The 16,987-nt window shown below is 35.5% G+C and carries 15 protein-coding genes; 14 read left to right on the plus strand and 1 reads right to left on the minus strand.

Annotation, left to right across the window (positions count from 1 at the left end):
- The first annotated feature begins 288 nt into the window (after positions 1-288).
- On the plus strand, positions 289-588 hold the full coding sequence (locus SP041_RS03240; protein ID WP_025565809.1) for a DUF1330 domain-containing protein: 300 nt from the start codon (positions 289-291) through the stop codon (positions 586-588).
- A 192-nt stretch (positions 589-780) separates the two neighbouring features.
- Here the strand turns inward: SP041_RS03240 and SP041_RS03245 are convergent, their stop codons facing one another.
- Positions 781-1,038 carry a hypothetical protein gene (locus tag SP041_RS03245; RefSeq protein WP_025565807.1) on the minus strand — a complete coding sequence of 86 codons (258 nt, stop codon included), beginning with the start codon at positions 1,036-1,038 and terminating at the stop codon, positions 781-783.
- Positions 1,039-1,344: 306 nt separating this feature from the next.
- Here SP041_RS03245 and SP041_RS03250 point away from each other — a divergent pair, with 306 nt between their 5' ends.
- The 13 genes from SP041_RS03250 (at position 1,345) to SP041_RS03320 (ending at position 16,972) form a co-directional block, all read left to right on the plus strand.
- Positions 1,345-1,746, plus strand: a complete 402-nt coding sequence (locus tag SP041_RS03250) for a response regulator (protein WP_025565806.1) — start codon at positions 1,345-1,347, stop codon at positions 1,744-1,746.
- A gap of 612 nt (positions 1,747-2,358) precedes the next feature.
- A complete protein-coding gene (locus tag SP041_RS03255; RefSeq protein ID WP_025565805.1) occupies positions 2,359-4,320 on the plus strand; it encodes a pilus assembly protein N-terminal domain-containing protein in 1,962 nt (653 codons plus the stop codon).
- Positions 4,317-5,183 carry a hypothetical protein gene (locus SP041_RS03260; RefSeq protein ID WP_025565804.1) on the plus strand — a complete coding sequence of 289 codons (867 nt, stop codon included), beginning with the start codon at positions 4,317-4,319 and terminating at the stop codon, positions 5,181-5,183. Before SP041_RS03255 ends, SP041_RS03260 begins: the two co-directional genes overlap by 4 nt.
- A 1,376-nt stretch (positions 5,184-6,559) precedes the next feature.
- Positions 6,560-6,946, plus strand: coding sequence for a hypothetical protein (locus tag SP041_RS03265; protein ID WP_025563339.1), 387 nt, complete (start codon positions 6,560-6,562; stop codon positions 6,944-6,946).
- A gap of 71 nt (positions 6,947-7,017) precedes the next feature.
- Positions 7,018-7,779 carry an SAF domain-containing protein gene (locus SP041_RS03270; protein ID WP_025563340.1) on the plus strand — a complete coding sequence of 254 codons (762 nt, stop codon included), beginning with the start codon at positions 7,018-7,020 and terminating at the stop codon, positions 7,777-7,779.
- Positions 7,780-7,816: 37 nt separating this feature from the next.
- On the plus strand, positions 7,817-9,145 hold the full coding sequence (locus SP041_RS03275; protein ID WP_025563341.1) for a CpaF family protein: 1,329 nt from the start codon (positions 7,817-7,819) through the stop codon (positions 9,143-9,145).
- Complete coding sequence (locus SP041_RS03280) at positions 9,142-10,053, plus strand: type II secretion system F family protein (RefSeq protein WP_025563342.1); 912 nt, start codon at positions 9,142-9,144, stop codon at positions 10,051-10,053. Before SP041_RS03275 ends, SP041_RS03280 begins: the two co-directional genes overlap by 4 nt.
- Positions 10,050-10,865: a type II secretion system F family protein gene (locus tag SP041_RS03285; protein ID WP_025563343.1), complete on the plus strand. Its 816-nt coding sequence runs from the start codon at positions 10,050-10,052 to the stop codon at positions 10,863-10,865. Before SP041_RS03280 ends, SP041_RS03285 begins: the two co-directional genes overlap by 4 nt.
- Before the next feature lie 48 nt (positions 10,866-10,913).
- Positions 10,914-11,972 carry a hypothetical protein gene (locus SP041_RS03290; RefSeq protein WP_025563344.1) on the plus strand — a complete coding sequence of 353 codons (1,059 nt, stop codon included), beginning with the start codon at positions 10,914-10,916 and terminating at the stop codon, positions 11,970-11,972.
- A gap of 314 nt (positions 11,973-12,286) precedes the next feature.
- A complete protein-coding gene (locus SP041_RS03295; RefSeq protein WP_025563345.1) occupies positions 12,287-13,120 on the plus strand; it encodes an EAL domain-containing protein in 834 nt (277 codons plus the stop codon).
- A 437-nt stretch (positions 13,121-13,557) separates the two neighbouring features.
- Complete coding sequence (locus SP041_RS03305; protein WP_025563346.1) at positions 13,558-13,905, plus strand: Hpt domain-containing protein; 348 nt, start codon at positions 13,558-13,560, stop codon at positions 13,903-13,905.
- Between the two features lie 12 nt (positions 13,906-13,917).
- The gene (locus SP041_RS03315) at positions 13,918-15,336 is read left to right on the plus strand and encodes a sigma-54 dependent transcriptional regulator (RefSeq protein WP_137297390.1); all 1,419 of its coding nucleotides are present in this window, start codon (positions 13,918-13,920) and stop codon (positions 15,334-15,336) included.
- 748 nt (positions 15,337-16,084) lie between these two features.
- Positions 16,085-16,972 carry a phosphate/phosphite/phosphonate ABC transporter substrate-binding protein gene (locus SP041_RS03320; RefSeq protein WP_240791409.1) on the plus strand — a complete coding sequence of 296 codons (888 nt, stop codon included), beginning with the start codon at positions 16,085-16,087 and terminating at the stop codon, positions 16,970-16,972.
- The last annotated feature ends 15 nt before the right edge of the window (positions 16,973-16,987 follow it).

Consider the following 16,987-nt stretch of genomic DNA (forward strand, 5'->3'; position numbering starts at 1 on the left):
TTATACCGATTACATTAAATAAGTGATCTAAATTTTGCGCAGGAAAAATGAGTTAGTTCAAGGCGAAAATTGAGCTAAATGGTTGTTCCCTTTACGAAATTTACAACGAAGAAATAAGTTATTTTAACAAGTAAAATAGATAACTTAATTAGTGTGATTGGTATTACGCATCGTCTTAGTGTCAGGGTTAAAGATTGAATAATGTATTTTGATTGGTAATGGGTATATTCTTTGAATCTAAGTTGCTTCTAAATGAAGCGTTATATATTTATCTAATTTGGAGCCGATATGTCTTATGAACGAATAATGGGGTTAGAGATTATTAATGATGGCGATTATCAAAAATATCGTGAAGGTATGATGCCAATACTTCATTCATTGGGTGGCAGCTTTGGTTTTGATTTTAAAGTTAATGAGGTGTTGAAGTCGAAAACAAGTAGCTCTATAAATCGAGTGTTTACTATTGAATTCCCGAGTAAAAAAATAATGGAACAGTTTTTCACTGATCCTGAATATCTTGCGGTAAAGGCTAAATACTTCGATAGCGCGGTAAGGTCCGTTACCATTATTTCGATGCATGAAAAGTAAATTTAACAATATTGTATGGTATAAGTTTTAACTGATGATTCTAGTCGTCAACTTTAATTATACTTTACATTTTAAAACTACTTTGTCGCAGTGTTATAAGTACGCTATGGCTATTCTATTTCATAGCTACGTTATGGCATTATTTTAGTCGTTAAAGTAGATTTTTGGTTCCTGCTAACTCTGTTGAAGCCATTAATATATCGGTTCACCTATTAATGTCGGTTTAGTAATTAGAATCTTATCGGGCGCTGTTTGCGGAGATGTTTTAATTCCATCAAAAGCATACTGTTCACTTATTTCTATTGCTTGTGCTACCTCTAATAGTTCTTGTTCGATTGCATCTCGAAGTATTGGTAATCCGACAATGGAGCCAATAATCATTATGGTCATGATTAAAATAAGTTCAGTCGTTATTACAAAACCTTTCTGATTTTTTCTATACGTCATCATGTTTTATACCTATTCAGGATAATTATCTTTGTTGTACATCCATAATATTACAATGTCACAATACATAGAGCATTATGTGTGCCACCTTTAATAATATCGATAGAAATACATCATTCATTTTTAGTTTTTGTGAAACATGATGGTGTTTAAGAAATGGTTTCGTAGAGCATCACATTATCAATTGCTTTGTCTTTTGGTTCGTAATTTGCATGTCACTTAGAGTGAGCTAGTTTAATTTGACATTAATTAGTCTTAAATGTCCCAGAGAAGGTTAACTTCTTGTTAAATATCAGTCAGGAGATGGAAATGAAAGCAGTAACTACATTAAGGGTATTTGTCGCAGATGATAGTAAGCCGAGTAAAATGTTAACTATTATTTTATTACAAAGCTTAGGTTGTACTGTGACTGGCGCTGATGATGGACTTGAAGCGTTAGAAATAACAAGTAAACAACCGTTCGACCTTATTTTTTTAGATGAAAACATGCCCGGTTTATTGGGGAGTGATGTCGCTGAGCAATTGCATAATAATAAAGGTAATGATGAAGGCCTAGGAATCAATGCAAACACGCCCAAAATATCGCTAACGGGGATTGTTGGTGAAGAGTCTATCAATGATCTATATGCAAAAGGCATTACCCATCATATTGAAAAACCAGTGACAAAAACGATATTGGAAAGCTTTTTGAAGCAATGGAATGAAGACTAATTTTTTTGTTTTTTTAGAAGTAAATATAAAGAACGAATAACTTTTTTGAAATGGCGGTTTTTTATAAGTAATTGTTTTTTAAATAGATATAGGTATAGGTAAGTGTTTTTCATTCTGATGATGAAGTTAATGCTTAACGTCTCTTGTAAATACATTATAAGTTAACCATATCGTCTTTTTATAAGGTTTGGATTATTCATTTTCATTCAAGTGTTTTTTAATTCATTTTAAAACGGCTGAAATGATACTTTTCAGTTTCAGTTTCAGTATCAGTATCAATACCAATCAAATACTAAAACCCTAAAATAAATGTCTTTAATCTTATCGCAGTATCGTCATACTCGATTATTGAATGTCTAAAAACTATTTTAAACCCACTTATTTGCAAAATGCGATTCAATATAAGAATATTTAATCTCATTTTGCATATTGCTAATTTTTCGTTTGTCATTCTACTTTCCTTTTTTAAGGTAACTAACTGTTCTATAAGTTTTAAATAAATATTCATTGTATATTTTACAAGCTGGTCTAAATGTTGCGATATAACCAGAAACCCTCGAATTAAAAACATTATATGTGTTTAGTTGAAAACGAAGGTAACAGGAGAATGGTATGAGCATGATTAAATTAGTATTGGTTTGTTTTATTGGCGTCTTATTTTTACAGCCAACGGTTGCTGTAGCTGGTGGCCTTATGTTTGTAGAAACAGCGGATAGTAGAAAGTCTAAAAATATAAGAAAATTGGTGCAATGGACTCATAGCCGATTAGTCTTCAATAAAGTGCTTGAGCGTATCGCTGTTGGGCAAGAAGAAACGTTACAAATAGAAGTATTGAGTAAAAATGAGGCGTTAGTATTAGCCAAAGAAGTAGGGCGAACCAGCGTGATGGTTTGGTATTCAGATCAAACCTCAGAAACATTCTTATTTACAGTCACTTCAGATTTAAGTGTATTGCATCATGCCATCAAAGATATTCATCCTAATATATCGCTCACATTAGCACCTGATAGAGATGCGCTCGTGTTACGTGGAAAAGTGCCGACGATTAAATACCGTATTGCAGCAGAAGCCGCAGCTCGTAACTACTTTGAAGCAGGCCAAGGGAGCAGTGATAACGTGTTATTACAATCATCTCCACTGAATGCAGTAGTTGATAATTTACGTATGCAAAATAAAAGCATTCAACCTCAATCGAAAAGGAATACTCGTTCTGCTGCAATTATCAATTTGATCTCTGTTGAAACTTTGCCTGAAGATATTGTTACACGCGTTAAAACCAATATTGATTTGGTGGGTGGTGAGTCGGTTACAGTTACTCGTGTACAACATGGTGACATGCCTGATGCGAACCAAGATACTTTATTACTAAAAGGTTTTGTCGATAATCAAGTTGAGCTGGTTAGAGTGTTAACAGTTGCCTCTAGGCTAGTAACGGGGGAAGAAGTCAAAAAATCTAAAGAAGCAGTTATTTCAATTTTAGCGAATGAATCTGGTGGATTGTTTAACGGAAAGAGCAATAAAAGCTCAGGCGGTTTAGGTGGACTGGGGTTAAGTAGCGCATCTAGCGGCAGCGCTGATAACAATATTGCATCTAACATTGGGCGAGCAAAGTTGTTATCTGTCGCTGGTGGGAAATTGTTGTCAGTGATTGAAGTACGCGACTTGCCATTAATACGTGTATCGGTACAAATGTATGAAGTGAATAAACGTCGCTTAAAACAATGGCGTCCTGACTTCTCTGTGTTAAGTAATGGATATGATAAAACGGGCGGTAATTTTGGTTTAGAAGGTGCAACTGCAGACGCATCATCGTCGTCAAAAGTGAATAACGCCTTACAAATTTTAGGAGGTGGGTTAGTTAATAACTTACAAGTGATCGGTAAAGACTTTGCATTTGACTTGTTATTTTCGATGTTGGAAGAAGAAGGGATATCGAAAACATTATCTCGTCCTACTTTAACTGTTTTAGCAGGAGAAACTGCTGTCTTTTCTGCGGGTGGTGAAGTGCCACTTCCAACGGCGTTCGCACCAAGCGGGATTGTTAGTGGAGATCAAGTCGGATCAAATACATCAGGCGTCTTCAGCGGCACTACATTTAAGTCATTCGGTGTGCAATTACAAGTTCGTGCAATGGTAGATGAAAATGATCGCATCACATTGGACTTAAACCCGACCATTTCGACACCTGATACGCTTTTAACTCAACAAATATCAGATAGCACTGGCAGCGGCTTAAATACGTCTGCGTTTAATGTGAGAAGTTTAAGTACATCGACTCGTTTACGCGATGGGCAACCGATGGTGATTGGTGGGTTAGTAAGCCGTGATATTAATGACAGTCGAGACTTTACACCTGGCGTGAGTGATATTCCGATACTTGGAAAGTTGGCTGAAGCGACATCTGAATCAGACTCCGAACGAGAGTTATTCATTATCGTGACACCAACGATTGTAAGAGAGTTAAAACACGAAGTTAATTTATGGCAGTTCCCTACAACAGGAGCGTTATTACAAAAATCTGTCTTTAATGTAAATCATGCATTCAATTCTTCTCATAAGGAAACTACAAAATGAAAATTAACCTATTTTCTTCAATGTTTATTTTATTGAGTGGTTTGATCATCACTGGTTGTGCCAATAACAATACTATTAATCAAGTATATGCACCAAATGAGCAATTAGATGAGGTCTTAACACGTTATGTTAAAATTAAACAAGAGAGTCGCCAATGTGAAGCTAACCAACAGCCGTTATCAGAAGCATGTAGTTTGAGCTCAGATGGGCGTCATGAAACGTGTTTGAAAAATCAAATCAATAGTGTTAATTGTACGAATGCAACAGCCCAAAAAGCAATCGATACCAGTAAGTTAGTGATTAACCTTAATTGTCACGACATTAATCAACCGATGGTGGACTGTTTTAGATTAGCATCTGAATTGAGCGCTTTATATTTAAAATACCCCAATCATCAGCGCGTCATCATGGCAAGTGCTTTAGTTGAATTTGAAATTGGTAATACAGGTGCTAGCCAACAATTATTAGATCTGATTTTATCTAAACGAGGTGCTTATCCTGAAGCGGCAATATTACGCAGTAGAATTGCAATGGAAGAAGGTAATTTGAGTCTTGCTAGAGCAATAGTCACACGCCAACTAAATATTACCCCTTACGAATCTAATTTATATGAGCTTCAAGCTGCTTATTATTACCTTGAAGGTAAATACTCTAAAGCCTTGCTATCAATGACTTCAGCAGAACGTTTTATGGGCAATCATTGGAGAATTGGTTATCACCGTGGAATTATTTATGAAGCACAGAAGGAATGGTATAAAGCTTGTAAAGAATATAAGGGCGTTTTAGAAGAGCAGCCAAGTAATAAATTATTAAATGCTAAAGTATTGTTATTGAGAGAACATGTACCTTGTCGCCTTAATTAAAAAATCTCTAATGAACAGCTATATTCATAAAATGTCATTCATTTGAATCTGAGTATGGGTTAGCAATGACTCAATAAACCCGAGTAGTTTCGCCAATACTCGGGGTTTATTGGTTCAGTTAAGAAGTGAAAATAACTACATTCATAGAACTAAAGAGGGTAGTTATACCAATGGAATTAAATAAGTGATCAGATATTGCGCAGGAAAAATTAACACTAATAAGGCATGAGTTGTAGGAGATAGTTGTTCTCACTTCAAAACTCACAACGCAGTTAGGGGTAATTTTAACCAGCAAGAATGATCACCTTATTAATTCTTTTGGAATTAATGCAAAACATGCAGTTATCCAGTGTTAAAACCCTGTAAATAATCCTATGTAAAGTAAAAAAGATTTAACTGCCTCGTCAAACCTTCTGCAATCACACTCGTCAACTGTTATCAATATAAAATAATGAGGGTTCTATTATTTATTAAATTTAATCGTTATTAATGAGCTTATAAATGATGGCTAAATCTAAACCACTTCAGCCAAAATGAGACGAATACGTTATGATTTTCTTCATCTTTTTATATTTATATCAATTTATACACGTCACCATTCAAGGTGCAGAAATCAGCAAGTTATAAGGTAAACAGACGCTAGAATGGGAGAGGAAGATCTAACGGGTTAAGTCGAGACTTTCTAACAACGAAGGTATTTACTTCACAGCTTGCCCTCTAGGTCACCAACTTTACCTTGTAACCTTCGATAAGGACTAGCCGCTACTATTACATGACCACCATGTTGCGTTTTGATTTGGAGTCCAAGCTAACACCTGAGTAAAGCATCTTGAGGATAACGGGTATATACCTATAAATAGAGGATAATTGCTCGGAACAATACCGCCATTATGCTTTCTCTTTTAATTATTTAGTCCTTTCTCGCTTATCAGTTACTTATTAATAAGCGTATTTATTATTTATTATTTATTATTTATTATTTATTATTTGTTATTTATTATTTGTTATTTTGATGGTGAATGCCCATAAAATAATGAAGAGATAAATTACTTTGTAAAATTTTTATATCTTTTTTATTCGTATTTTAATTGTTATAGCTAGCGGTATGCCTGCTTTTATCAACTTTGATTTGCATTTTGCAATTCAGAATAGAATTAATATGAAAAAAACCGTATGCCTCTATTATTTTCCTTTTCCTATTCTTATTTTGATTTTTAATTATCTGATTGATTTTTATCTTAATTATTTTATTTTTATTTTTTATTTTTAATTTAATTAAAAGGTGGCATAACAATCGCAATAGTAGATACAAGCTCAAACGAATTGAGTTTGTTTATTACTCATTATTCATTTTTATAACAATAGAGGTAAATATCATGAAAACAATTAAAAACAACAAACTAGGCAAGAAAAAAGAAGCTGGCTTTGTAATGACTTCAGAGCTGTTATTATTGTCTACTACTATTGTAATTGGACTTGTCGTTGGTTTAACAACAATGCGTGATGCTGTTACTGCCGAAATGGAAGATGTTGCTGAAGCGATTGGCTCTCTTGATCAAAGTTATGCATTTGACGGTTTAATAAATGGTGAAGGGACTGCTGAAATCAGTGGGTCTGGTTTTATCGATGCAGTTGATGTTAATGCGGGTGATGGTCAAAAGTTTGAATTTATCGTTTCTGACTTTTCTGAATCGGCTGCTGCAATTGATGGAACAGCAAGTACAGCTGCTAATTCTTCAAGTAATACCGGTAGCCTTAAGTAACTCGAGACCTTACTGACAGGTTCAAATTAATGCGCCTGTCCTCACTTTTTATTTGATTAATGGGGTGGTTTATGAAAGTTAAATTAACGGGTAGTGCAACAGGTGCTATGCTCCTTTTTACTGCATCGGGTATGCTGGCTTCTGTTCTTGGTATTCGTCAAATTGACAAGATGTCAACGGTATCAGCTTGGACTGTCAGTAGTCATCTAGAATCAGGTCAAGTCATTACACAACGGTCATTAAAAAAAGTGCGTATCGATCAGGATGATGTGTCTGGCACCATTCAAAACCCTCGTCAATTAATGGGGAAAACATTAAAAGTAAATAAACAGGCCGGTAGTGCCATTTATCCAAGTGATCTCAAAGTTAAAGAGAAGAGGTCTTTATCACAAGCAATTCCCTCAGGTAGGGTTTTATATACCCTAGAGCATGTTCAAAAAGGCATGCCTTACGGACAAATGAGTGATGGTGACCGTTTTGATGTCGTTGTTAGAAGTCGAAATGGTGTACGTACAGTTGCACGAGATATTCAGTTGATTGGCATTAATTATCCAGCTGCTAAAAAAGCAGATGATAATGGTTTAAAAAACATGTTGTTACCTAAAAAAAGTCAAGATGCTAACCAGCCTGGTGTGTCATTAATCGTGGCGATAAGACCTTCAGACGTTCATGCATTAACCAGTATTAGAGCAAGCGATACCATTGCGATGATTTTTCATAGTGCACATGATATTGCACAGGGCACTCAACTGAATATTGATCCTAAGCAGCGCTTTCGTAATGTTGAAATGGTTGCAGGTATACGACGTTCAAATGTAAGAGTGAACCAATAATCGATGTTGTTTAGATTTTAAGAAGAGGTGGCTTATCATGGAAAACTCGAACATAACATTAGATCTTACTGAACTTGAGAAAGAAAATATTGCGTCAGAGCGTTTCCGAGAATTACGTCATTTTTTACATAATCGTCTGATTGATGGGATTGAAGAACAAAACATACATTTATTAAAAGACATCAATCAGGTAGAACGTCGTTTAAACCTGTTACTTGATGAAATGCATCCTAGATTAAATCCTAAGTTAAGTGTCAACGAACAAAAAAACTTAACTTTACAAATCATGCATGAATTAACGGGGTTAGGGCCAATATCAGGTTTAATGGAAGAACCTGGGGTGACTGATATTTTGATAAATGGCCCACATGAAATTTGGGTTGATAGAAATGGTCGTCTAACAAAAACTAATTTACGCTTTGATAATGAGAGCCACTTGAAACGTTTTTTAGACCGTATTTTAAGTACTCAAGGTAGACAGTTAGATGCACGTCAACCGATGGTCGATTCTCGTTTACCAGATGGCAGTCGATTACATGCAGTGATTCCACCTCTTTGTGAATCTGGCCCAATCGTCTCTATTCGTCGATTTCATACTGAGGATTTGAGCACTCAGCAACTGATCGATAAGGGTTTTTTAAGCCAAGCTATGATGGATTTTTTAGCATTAGCTGTGTCGACAGGGATCAATATCGTGATCGCCGGCAGTGCAGGAGCAGGTAAAACAACCTTACTGAATGCAATATCAGGTTTCATTCCTGAGACTGAACGTATTGTAACGGTTGAAGAAACGGCTGAATTACAATTAAAACATCCTCATGTTATTTCATTAGAATCTCGACATACTAATAGCGAAGGTAATGGAGCGATTAGCTTGAGTGACTTAGTTAGAAATGCATTACGTATGAGGGCAGATCGCATTGTGGTTGGAGAAGTACGAGGTGTTGAAGTCTTAGACATGTTACAGGCGATGAATGTCGGACATGATGGAAGTTTAACCACGTTACATGCGAATAGTCCAAATGACGTGATTAGTAGAATGGAAACATTAGCGCTAATGGGCAATGAAGGTTTTTCAACCGTCGCTATTCAACAAATGATTCGCTCTTCATTACAATTAATTATTCAAGTGATGCGTTTTCAGGATGGTAGTCGTCGAGTGGTCAGTATTTGTGAGTTTATTCAGAACGACGATAAAGAACAGATTCGAGAATTATTTCATTTTAAACATGCAGATAATAGCCACCCTGAGTGTATTGAGGGAAGCCATAATGCAACTGGCAATGATTCTGAGTTAGGGACTAAAGTTGCATTTAAAGGCTATACCAGCGAGCAATTTAATCGGTTGTTAAAGGTGGAGAAATGATGATAAATATAGAGTCTATCGGTTTATTTTTAAGCCTATTTATCATGTTAATTATCTTTTTTTATTGGTTTAAGAAATTGAATCTAAAAAAAGCTAATTCTAATAAAACATTTCCTGACAACACACTTAAAGCTGAGCTTCATGAGCAGACTAAGAATAAGCCCGTATCTGCATTAGGTAATCATTTACAAACGCTTAATATAAATTTACCTCCTGCGCTTATTATTATTGGTATTGGCGTGATTGCTGTCTCTGTTTTCATGTTGTTATTAGAACTTTTTCCTAAACATATTCCATTAGCGGCGATCGCGGCTATGGCGGTAACGGTGTTTTGTTTCAATAGCATTAGTGATTTAGCTAAATATAAAATAAAACGAGTAGAAAAAGGATTAGCTGAAGCGATGGATATGATGAAAGCCGCATTGACTAGTGGTCAGTCACCACATCAAGCAATTAATTTAGCCGCGGAGTCAGGAAAGGGAACCGTTAAGTTCTTGTTAATAGGTATGTTAGGGCGTTTAGATATGGGGTGTACGCCGGAACAAGCAATTAACCAACTAACGACTAAATATAATTGTGTTGCTACTCGACTATTTGCCCAGGTTATTATTGCTCGTTACCAATCAGGAAGTGATCTTACCTTTATGCTGGATTCGGTTAATCGTATTGTCCGAGATAGACAACGTCATCAATTACAAATTGATACTCATTTATCAGGGACTCGTTACGCAGCAATCTTATGCGGTGGTTTACCTTATATTTTGATCCCTATTTTATTATGGCAGCAGCCAGATTGGTTTGACACGCTATTAAAACATCCATCTGGTCCAACTTATCTTGGTGGTGCATTATTTTTACAGTTTTTTGGTTATTTATGGCTACGTCGTATTGCGAGGATAGAGCAATGAATATGTTTAATTGGTTGGATTTTATTTTTTTATTGATGTTGATTATTTTTCTCTACTTTTTAAAGCAAAGTTTAAGGGAGGAAAGTAAATTAATTGAAGACCCATTTAATCACTCAAAGAAAAGCTATTTAATTTACCCTCAAAAATTGATCCGCCAATGTGGTATTCCATTAGAACGTTTCTGGTTATGGTACTGGGCTGTAAAGTGGGGCTGTGCGGTTATATTTGTTGCATTGGCACTTGAACTCTCATTAGGTGTTTGGAGTGTTGGTGTTATCGGTATTGTCACGTTTTTATTTATGGATATTTATTTATTACTTAAACGAAACCATCGTCAAAGTAGAATAAATTTGTCATTAGTCTTTTTTATTAATTTATTAATTGTTTTTTTGAAGTCAGGTTTATCATTGAGTCAGGCCTTTCGTAAAGCCGCCCATTTCGGTTTGCAAAAAGATAACCCTTTAGCTGCTGAGCTTGAATTAATTGCCTATGAGCTTGATGCAGGTCGAGAGCGAGCCATTGCTTTTAATAACTTATCGGCAAGAACAGGTGTAGAAGCTTTAAATAAACTTGCCGTTATCATTAAAGCTGGGATAGAAGTGGGTAGCCCTGTAAGTGATGGGCTTCAGTCATTAGCTGATTTTCTCCGATTACAACAAGATCAGCAACTTACCAGTCGTATCAACAGAAAAGCATTAGAGTCTACGTTACCGATGGCAATGGTTTGTTTTCCGATGTTCTTTGTTTTAGTTTTTTTTCCCGCTGGGCAGCAAATTAGTGAAATTATGGCCTTACTTGGCGACATATTATAAGTGTGTTTTTTTTGTCACGAACTACACTAAATAGAAAAAGGAATTGATATGGCTAGATCAACATTGTGTAAAGTAATACCTGCAAAGGCTAGCTTAAATAAACAAGGTGGTTTTGTATTAACGATTGAATTAATCCTGATCATTACTATTTTAGTGATTGGTAGTTTTGTCGGAATCACTGCTATTAGAGATGCATTGTTTAAGCAAAAAATAAAACAACAAGACAGAAGTGTTTTGGTTGCAGACAGTAATAATAATGTACTGGGAGAAGTGATTAATTTTGATGAACATGACGCCCCTCAGTTACTTTATATTGACCGTACAACGACTAACCCACCTAAAAATTACCGCGCATTAATTGGTGTTCGTGATGATCGCTTTACTAGTAGAGAGCCTATTTATTACACTGCGTTAAATTGCCAAGGCGACCCTTGTATTAAACCAACCAGTAATGAGACCTTAGATAGTTCAGGCGTCAGTCGTTTACCTAATACAGGCGCGGTTAGTTATTTCCAAGCATTACAAAATGGTCCAAATTACGCGATAGGTCGTTCGCCTAATGGCCTTCCTGGCTTTTTATACAAAGAAACCTTCGAAGCTTGCCCTATGCCTGAAATTATCGGAGGCATAGGATCGCCAATCGGGTCTCGTTACATATCACAAAAAGTAGTCACAGGAGAACCCTGTGAATCGCCTGTTAATTTACCGCTAGATGCTGGACAGGCGCCATTAACATGTTCTTCATCAGATAGCAGTATTCCATTAAGTGCTAGCTGTGATTCTGCTTGTGGAACAGACAGTGGAGGACAATGTGCTTGCCCAGCAGGTTATTATTCAGTAACTGGTGGCCTAGTAGATAGGTTAGGTTTACAAGGACAATGTTGTCCTAATGGTACTGAATTAGAGGATTCAAGCCAACTAGGGATTGGTGTTAATGCTTTATGCTCAGGCCTGAACCTTAAAAAAGCAGTATCGGTACCTAATATAAATGATCAAACACAAAATGCGTTAGAACCATTTATTCCTCCTTTTCAAGTTAATTTGCCTGCTTTAGGTGGAAGAATCGATGGTGATCAATGGTTTAATACGGCTCCCAACGGAGAATAGAGCCGCTAGAAATAACAGAAAGTAATTTATGAATTAGAAGGGAAGAAGGCTTAATTGTTTCTTCCCTTTTTTTATATTTTGAATTTAAGCACCACTTTGATTGGAGGGGCGCAATTTGCAATTTGGAAGTCACGACTAATAATTTGATTTGCATTTTGCGAATGACGATAAAAGTAAATACTTAGTAAAATATAGGCTGTTATTTAATCCTTTATATTCAATAGATTACAGCGTTTATAAATGTTTTTTTATGTTGGTCTATAATTTGCAATGTTGGTATTAATCTATTTAAAGTCACGAAGGAATCAAATACTATGAAGGCATCTAAAATTCAACGCTCTGAGTTAAGCCATGACCTTAAAAAGCAATGCGTTAGCACATCATCAGTGTTAGATAACTTAACTGACATCATTGATAGTGCGATGAAAAATCAGCATTTTTCTATGGTTTATCAACCCCTTTTTTCTATGCAAAATAGTAAATTAATTGGTTTTGAAGCATTGGTTAGATGTCACTCCCCTCAATTTGGTCTTATTTCACCAGATAAGTTCATCCCTCATGCTGAAGAAAGTGGTCAGATTGTTGAGTTAGGTGAATGGATATTCCAACAAGTACTATTGGACCTAAAGCGTTTCCTTCAGTATGGCTTAAAAGATATTGTTGTTTCTCTAAATATTTCTGCAGTACAGATCGTCAACTCAGATATTTTCAGTCAAATAATGAGCCTCATGGACAAACTAGATATTCCGCCACGTTGTATCAAATTAGAACTAACTGAAACTGCATTGATTCAAAACCCAAAGGTTATTGCTAAAGTTTTTAATGCTTTTCAAAATGAAGGTGTTGAAATTTGGGTCGATGATTTTGGTACTGGTTTTGCTTCTTTAAGTTTATTACGAGAGTTTAAAGTCAATGGTTTGAAAATCGATAAAAGTTTTGTCGATGGTATTGCTACTTGTAATGATGACTTTACTTTGTGTAGCGCGATAGTCGCTATGGCTCAACGCCTAGGCATGCATATTGTTGCTGAAGGTATTGAGGATGAAGTGCAATTACAAATTCTTAATCAATTAGGTTGTGATACGGCACAAGGCTATTTATTAGGAAAGCCTGCCTCATTTGAAGATAATTTATATCGCTGGGGATGATCGATAATTAGAGCATGAGTATTCGTAGATAGAGACTTTTATCTACGGATTATGGAATGCTTAATGGCCAAGCTAACATTCAACTAACGTTGGCAATATATATACCCATCTCCACTCAATATGCAAAATCAGCAAGTCCTGCGGGGCGCCAATTCGAAAACCAATATTGCGTTGTAACATTCGATAAGGACTCGCCATTGTCATCATGTTAGACCCTTTGTTGGTATCCGAGTTAATGGCTGAACAATGCATCTTGATTGGTAATGGGTATAACTTTATATTTTATTTTATGGTTAAAGTCATTATTTAGTGAATTAAATCAATATAAATAAACCCAAATGGGGTATTTTAAGTAAACGGTACTATAGTTGTGTTGTTATTTATAGTTTGTAATGTATTGGCTAATAAAGAAGAAAATGTAAATTGGTGATTAAAATATGCATAATTTAATTGATGAAAATGTTATCGAACAAATGAAAGATGACTTAGATGATGAAACTTGCCATAAGTTGATTGGCTTGTTCATTGAGGAGACAACTTCGTTATTAGCCGATTTAGAGAAAGCGTTTGAGGTGATGGATTTACCAACAATCGAAAGTGTTACTCATATACTTAAAAACTCTGCTGCACTGTATGGGGCAGTTTCAGTTGCAATAGCCGCTAAAGATATAAATGACAGATTGTCTTCGCCATCAAAGATGATTACTCGTGAAGATAGTCAGTTGTTAGCATTGATTAATAAAACACTGAAAGTGTATAACAGCAAATATAACAAGGCTCTTTAGTAAGGGAATTACATGTCAAAAACATTACAAAAAACGTTAGTTTATATTGTAGAGGACAGTTTATCTAGTGGTGCTTTATATAGTTCTCAGCTTGAAAAGGCTGGCTATGAAACCCGGAATTTTGTTGATGGATATTCTGCTTTGGCGGCGATTAAAGAAAGAATGCCTAGTGTTATTATTCAAGACGTTTGTTTACCAGATATTAGTGGATTAAACGTTCTACAGTTCGTTAACCGTCAAGACTCACCTGCACGTGTCATTATTATCACTTCGAATAGTTCGATAGAAACGGCTGTCGATGCAATGCGTTTGGGTGGTTTCGATTTTATTGAAAAACCTTTCTCTCGTGAGCGAATGATAACGTCGGTACGAGATGCGGTGAAGCAACTTCATTTAGAAGAAGTTGAATCTAAAAAAGTAACAGTAGAAACATCGACGACACCAGAACTGTCATTTATTGGTGAATCCTTAGCAATGAAAACAGTATTTCGTCTGCTTGATAGTGCACTACGTAGTAAAGCAAGTGTATTTGTTACTGGTGAAAGTGGTACAGGTAAAGAAGTTTGTGCTCAATATTTACATAGCTTCAGTGCTAGAAAAAATGCTCCTTTAATTGCCATAAATTGTGCAGCAATTCCGAGAGATTTATTTGAATCAGAATTTTTTGGTCACATGAAAGGATCTTTTAGTGGGGCCGTCTCAGATAGAAAAGGCGCAGTAGAAGCAGCCAATGGAGGTACTTTATTTTTAGATGAAATATGCGAAATGGATTTAAACTTACAAGCTAAATTATTACGCTTTCTACAAACAGGGACGTTTAGTCGAGTGGGGAGTACTGACGTCATTCAAAGTGATGTACGAGTGGTTTGTGCAACTAATCGCAACCCTGCTGCGGAAGTTGGTGAAGGGCGTTTTCGAGAAGATTTATATTATCGTTTAAATGTAATCCCTATCCAATTACCGCCACTACGTGATAGAGGCAAAGATATATTGCTCTTAGCGAATGCTATTTTAACGGATAAAAATGAAGCTAACGACAAAGAGTTTGTACAGTTCTCATCAGATGTTCAGTCAATGTTTATGCAATACGATTGGCCAGGTAATATTAGAGAATTACAAAATATAATAGAGAATATGGTCGTTATACATTCGGGTACTGATATTACTTCTGATATGTTGCCAGAAACTTTTGGTAAAAAAAGTCTTTCTGCGATTAAACCAGCCTCTATTACAACAGACAGTCATATTAATGTATCGAGTAAAGAAGCAAATATCAAAGATATCATTCCGATGTGGTTAATAGAAAAAAACGTGATAGAACAAGCGATTAATATTTGTGATGGGAATATCCCATTAGCAGCTGCTCATCTTGGGGTTAGTGCATCGACAATTTACCGTAAAATTAAGAGTTGGCAAGGTGAGGCCATTTAATCATTTTACCCATTTAGTTGTTAACGTCATTGATTTAAAAGCCTTGTTTATCAAAGACTAGGTTTATTATATCCGTTACCGATCAAGGTGCTTTGTTCAGTCGTTAGCTTGGACTTTAAATCAAGGCGTAACATGATGACAATGGCGAGTCCTTTTTGAAGGTTGTAATGCATATAGAAAGTGTCGATTTAACCCGTTAGATCTTCCGCTTTCTACCTAGCATCCGTTCACTTCACCGCTTGTTGAATTTTGCACCTTGAATGGTCACGGTTATAAATAGAGCATTGTCTGTAAACAAACATTAATCAGAGTAGATTTCTTAAGCTTAGTCTTTTAGTTGTTAGTTATGTTATTAACAATGAGGAGCATTCTATAGGCAAGTTATTATTTGGTTTATCATTCATTACGAATATTATTGTTTTAATTAATAAAGTAACAGAAATGAACTTCGGTTAAGCAAAGTAGAAATACGATGCGGGGTTAATCAATTTATTCAATCCTTTAATTTACCTGTTTATTCATCTATTTGTTAAGCAATTTCTTTATGAGTGTATTTTACATCATAAAATGTGATGCAAATTGATTTGCATAATGCGAATCTAAATATGAAATTATTTTTAATTAATGTAGCCAATGTGAATTAAATGTTTTACTTATCAATGATGTAGCTTTGTTTTTATTTGTTCTTCTCATTATGGAGTATTAATTGCTTTATTATAAGCATTAGTCACTACATAAAGGCAAGCTGATGAAAATATTAACTAAATTATTGATGACGATTTCTTTTGTATGTTTTGTTAATCCAATAAATGCAAATTGCGCTGCAAACAAAAGTACTTCTTTAAATACACATGCTCCATTAAATAAGCATGAAACTGAAAGTATCGACACTAAAGCTTTAACATTTGCTGTTGTTCCTCAACAATCGGCCGCTAAATTAGCAAGGAATTGGATCCCCTTGCTTAAATTTATAAGTGACAAAACAGGGGTTGAACTAAAGTTTACAACCGCTCCTGATATTCCAACATTTGAAAGACGATTAGCGGCAGGTGATTATGATATCGCTTATATGAACCCATATCACTATGTAGTGCTTAGCGAGAAAGTTGGTTTTAATGCCTTGGTACATGAAAAAGAGAAGAGAATTAAAGGGATTATCGTTGCGAATAAAAACAGTGTGATCGATCAACTTGATGATCTCTCGACCCAACGAATTGCCTTCCCAGCGCCAGCTTCTTTTGCTGCAACGCTAATTCCAAAAGCTAATTTAATACAGAATAAAATTAGTTTTGATAGTCAATATGTGAACTCTCATGATGCGGTATACCGTAATGTTGCTGAAGGGCGTTTTGTCGCAGGTGGTGGCATCATACGTACTTTTAATGCATTGCCTGAAGATGTTCGAAATGAATTAAAAATTATTTGGACATCTGCAGGTTATACACCTCATGCCATTGCGACTTATCCAAGTGTTAGCGAAGAAACGAGAAAAAAACTAATAGCAGGATTTTTAAATATTGAAGTGAGTGATCAACTATTGATGCCATTAGCAATGAAAGGTTTTGTTAAAGCCATTGATAAAGATTGGGACGATGTTCGTGATTTGAAAATTAATTTCTTATTAGGAAAAAACTAAATAATTTAAGCGTAT

Source organism: Psychromonas sp. SP041, assembly GCF_000470315.2.
GTDB lineage: Bacteria > Pseudomonadota > Gammaproteobacteria > Enterobacterales > Psychromonadaceae > Psychromonas.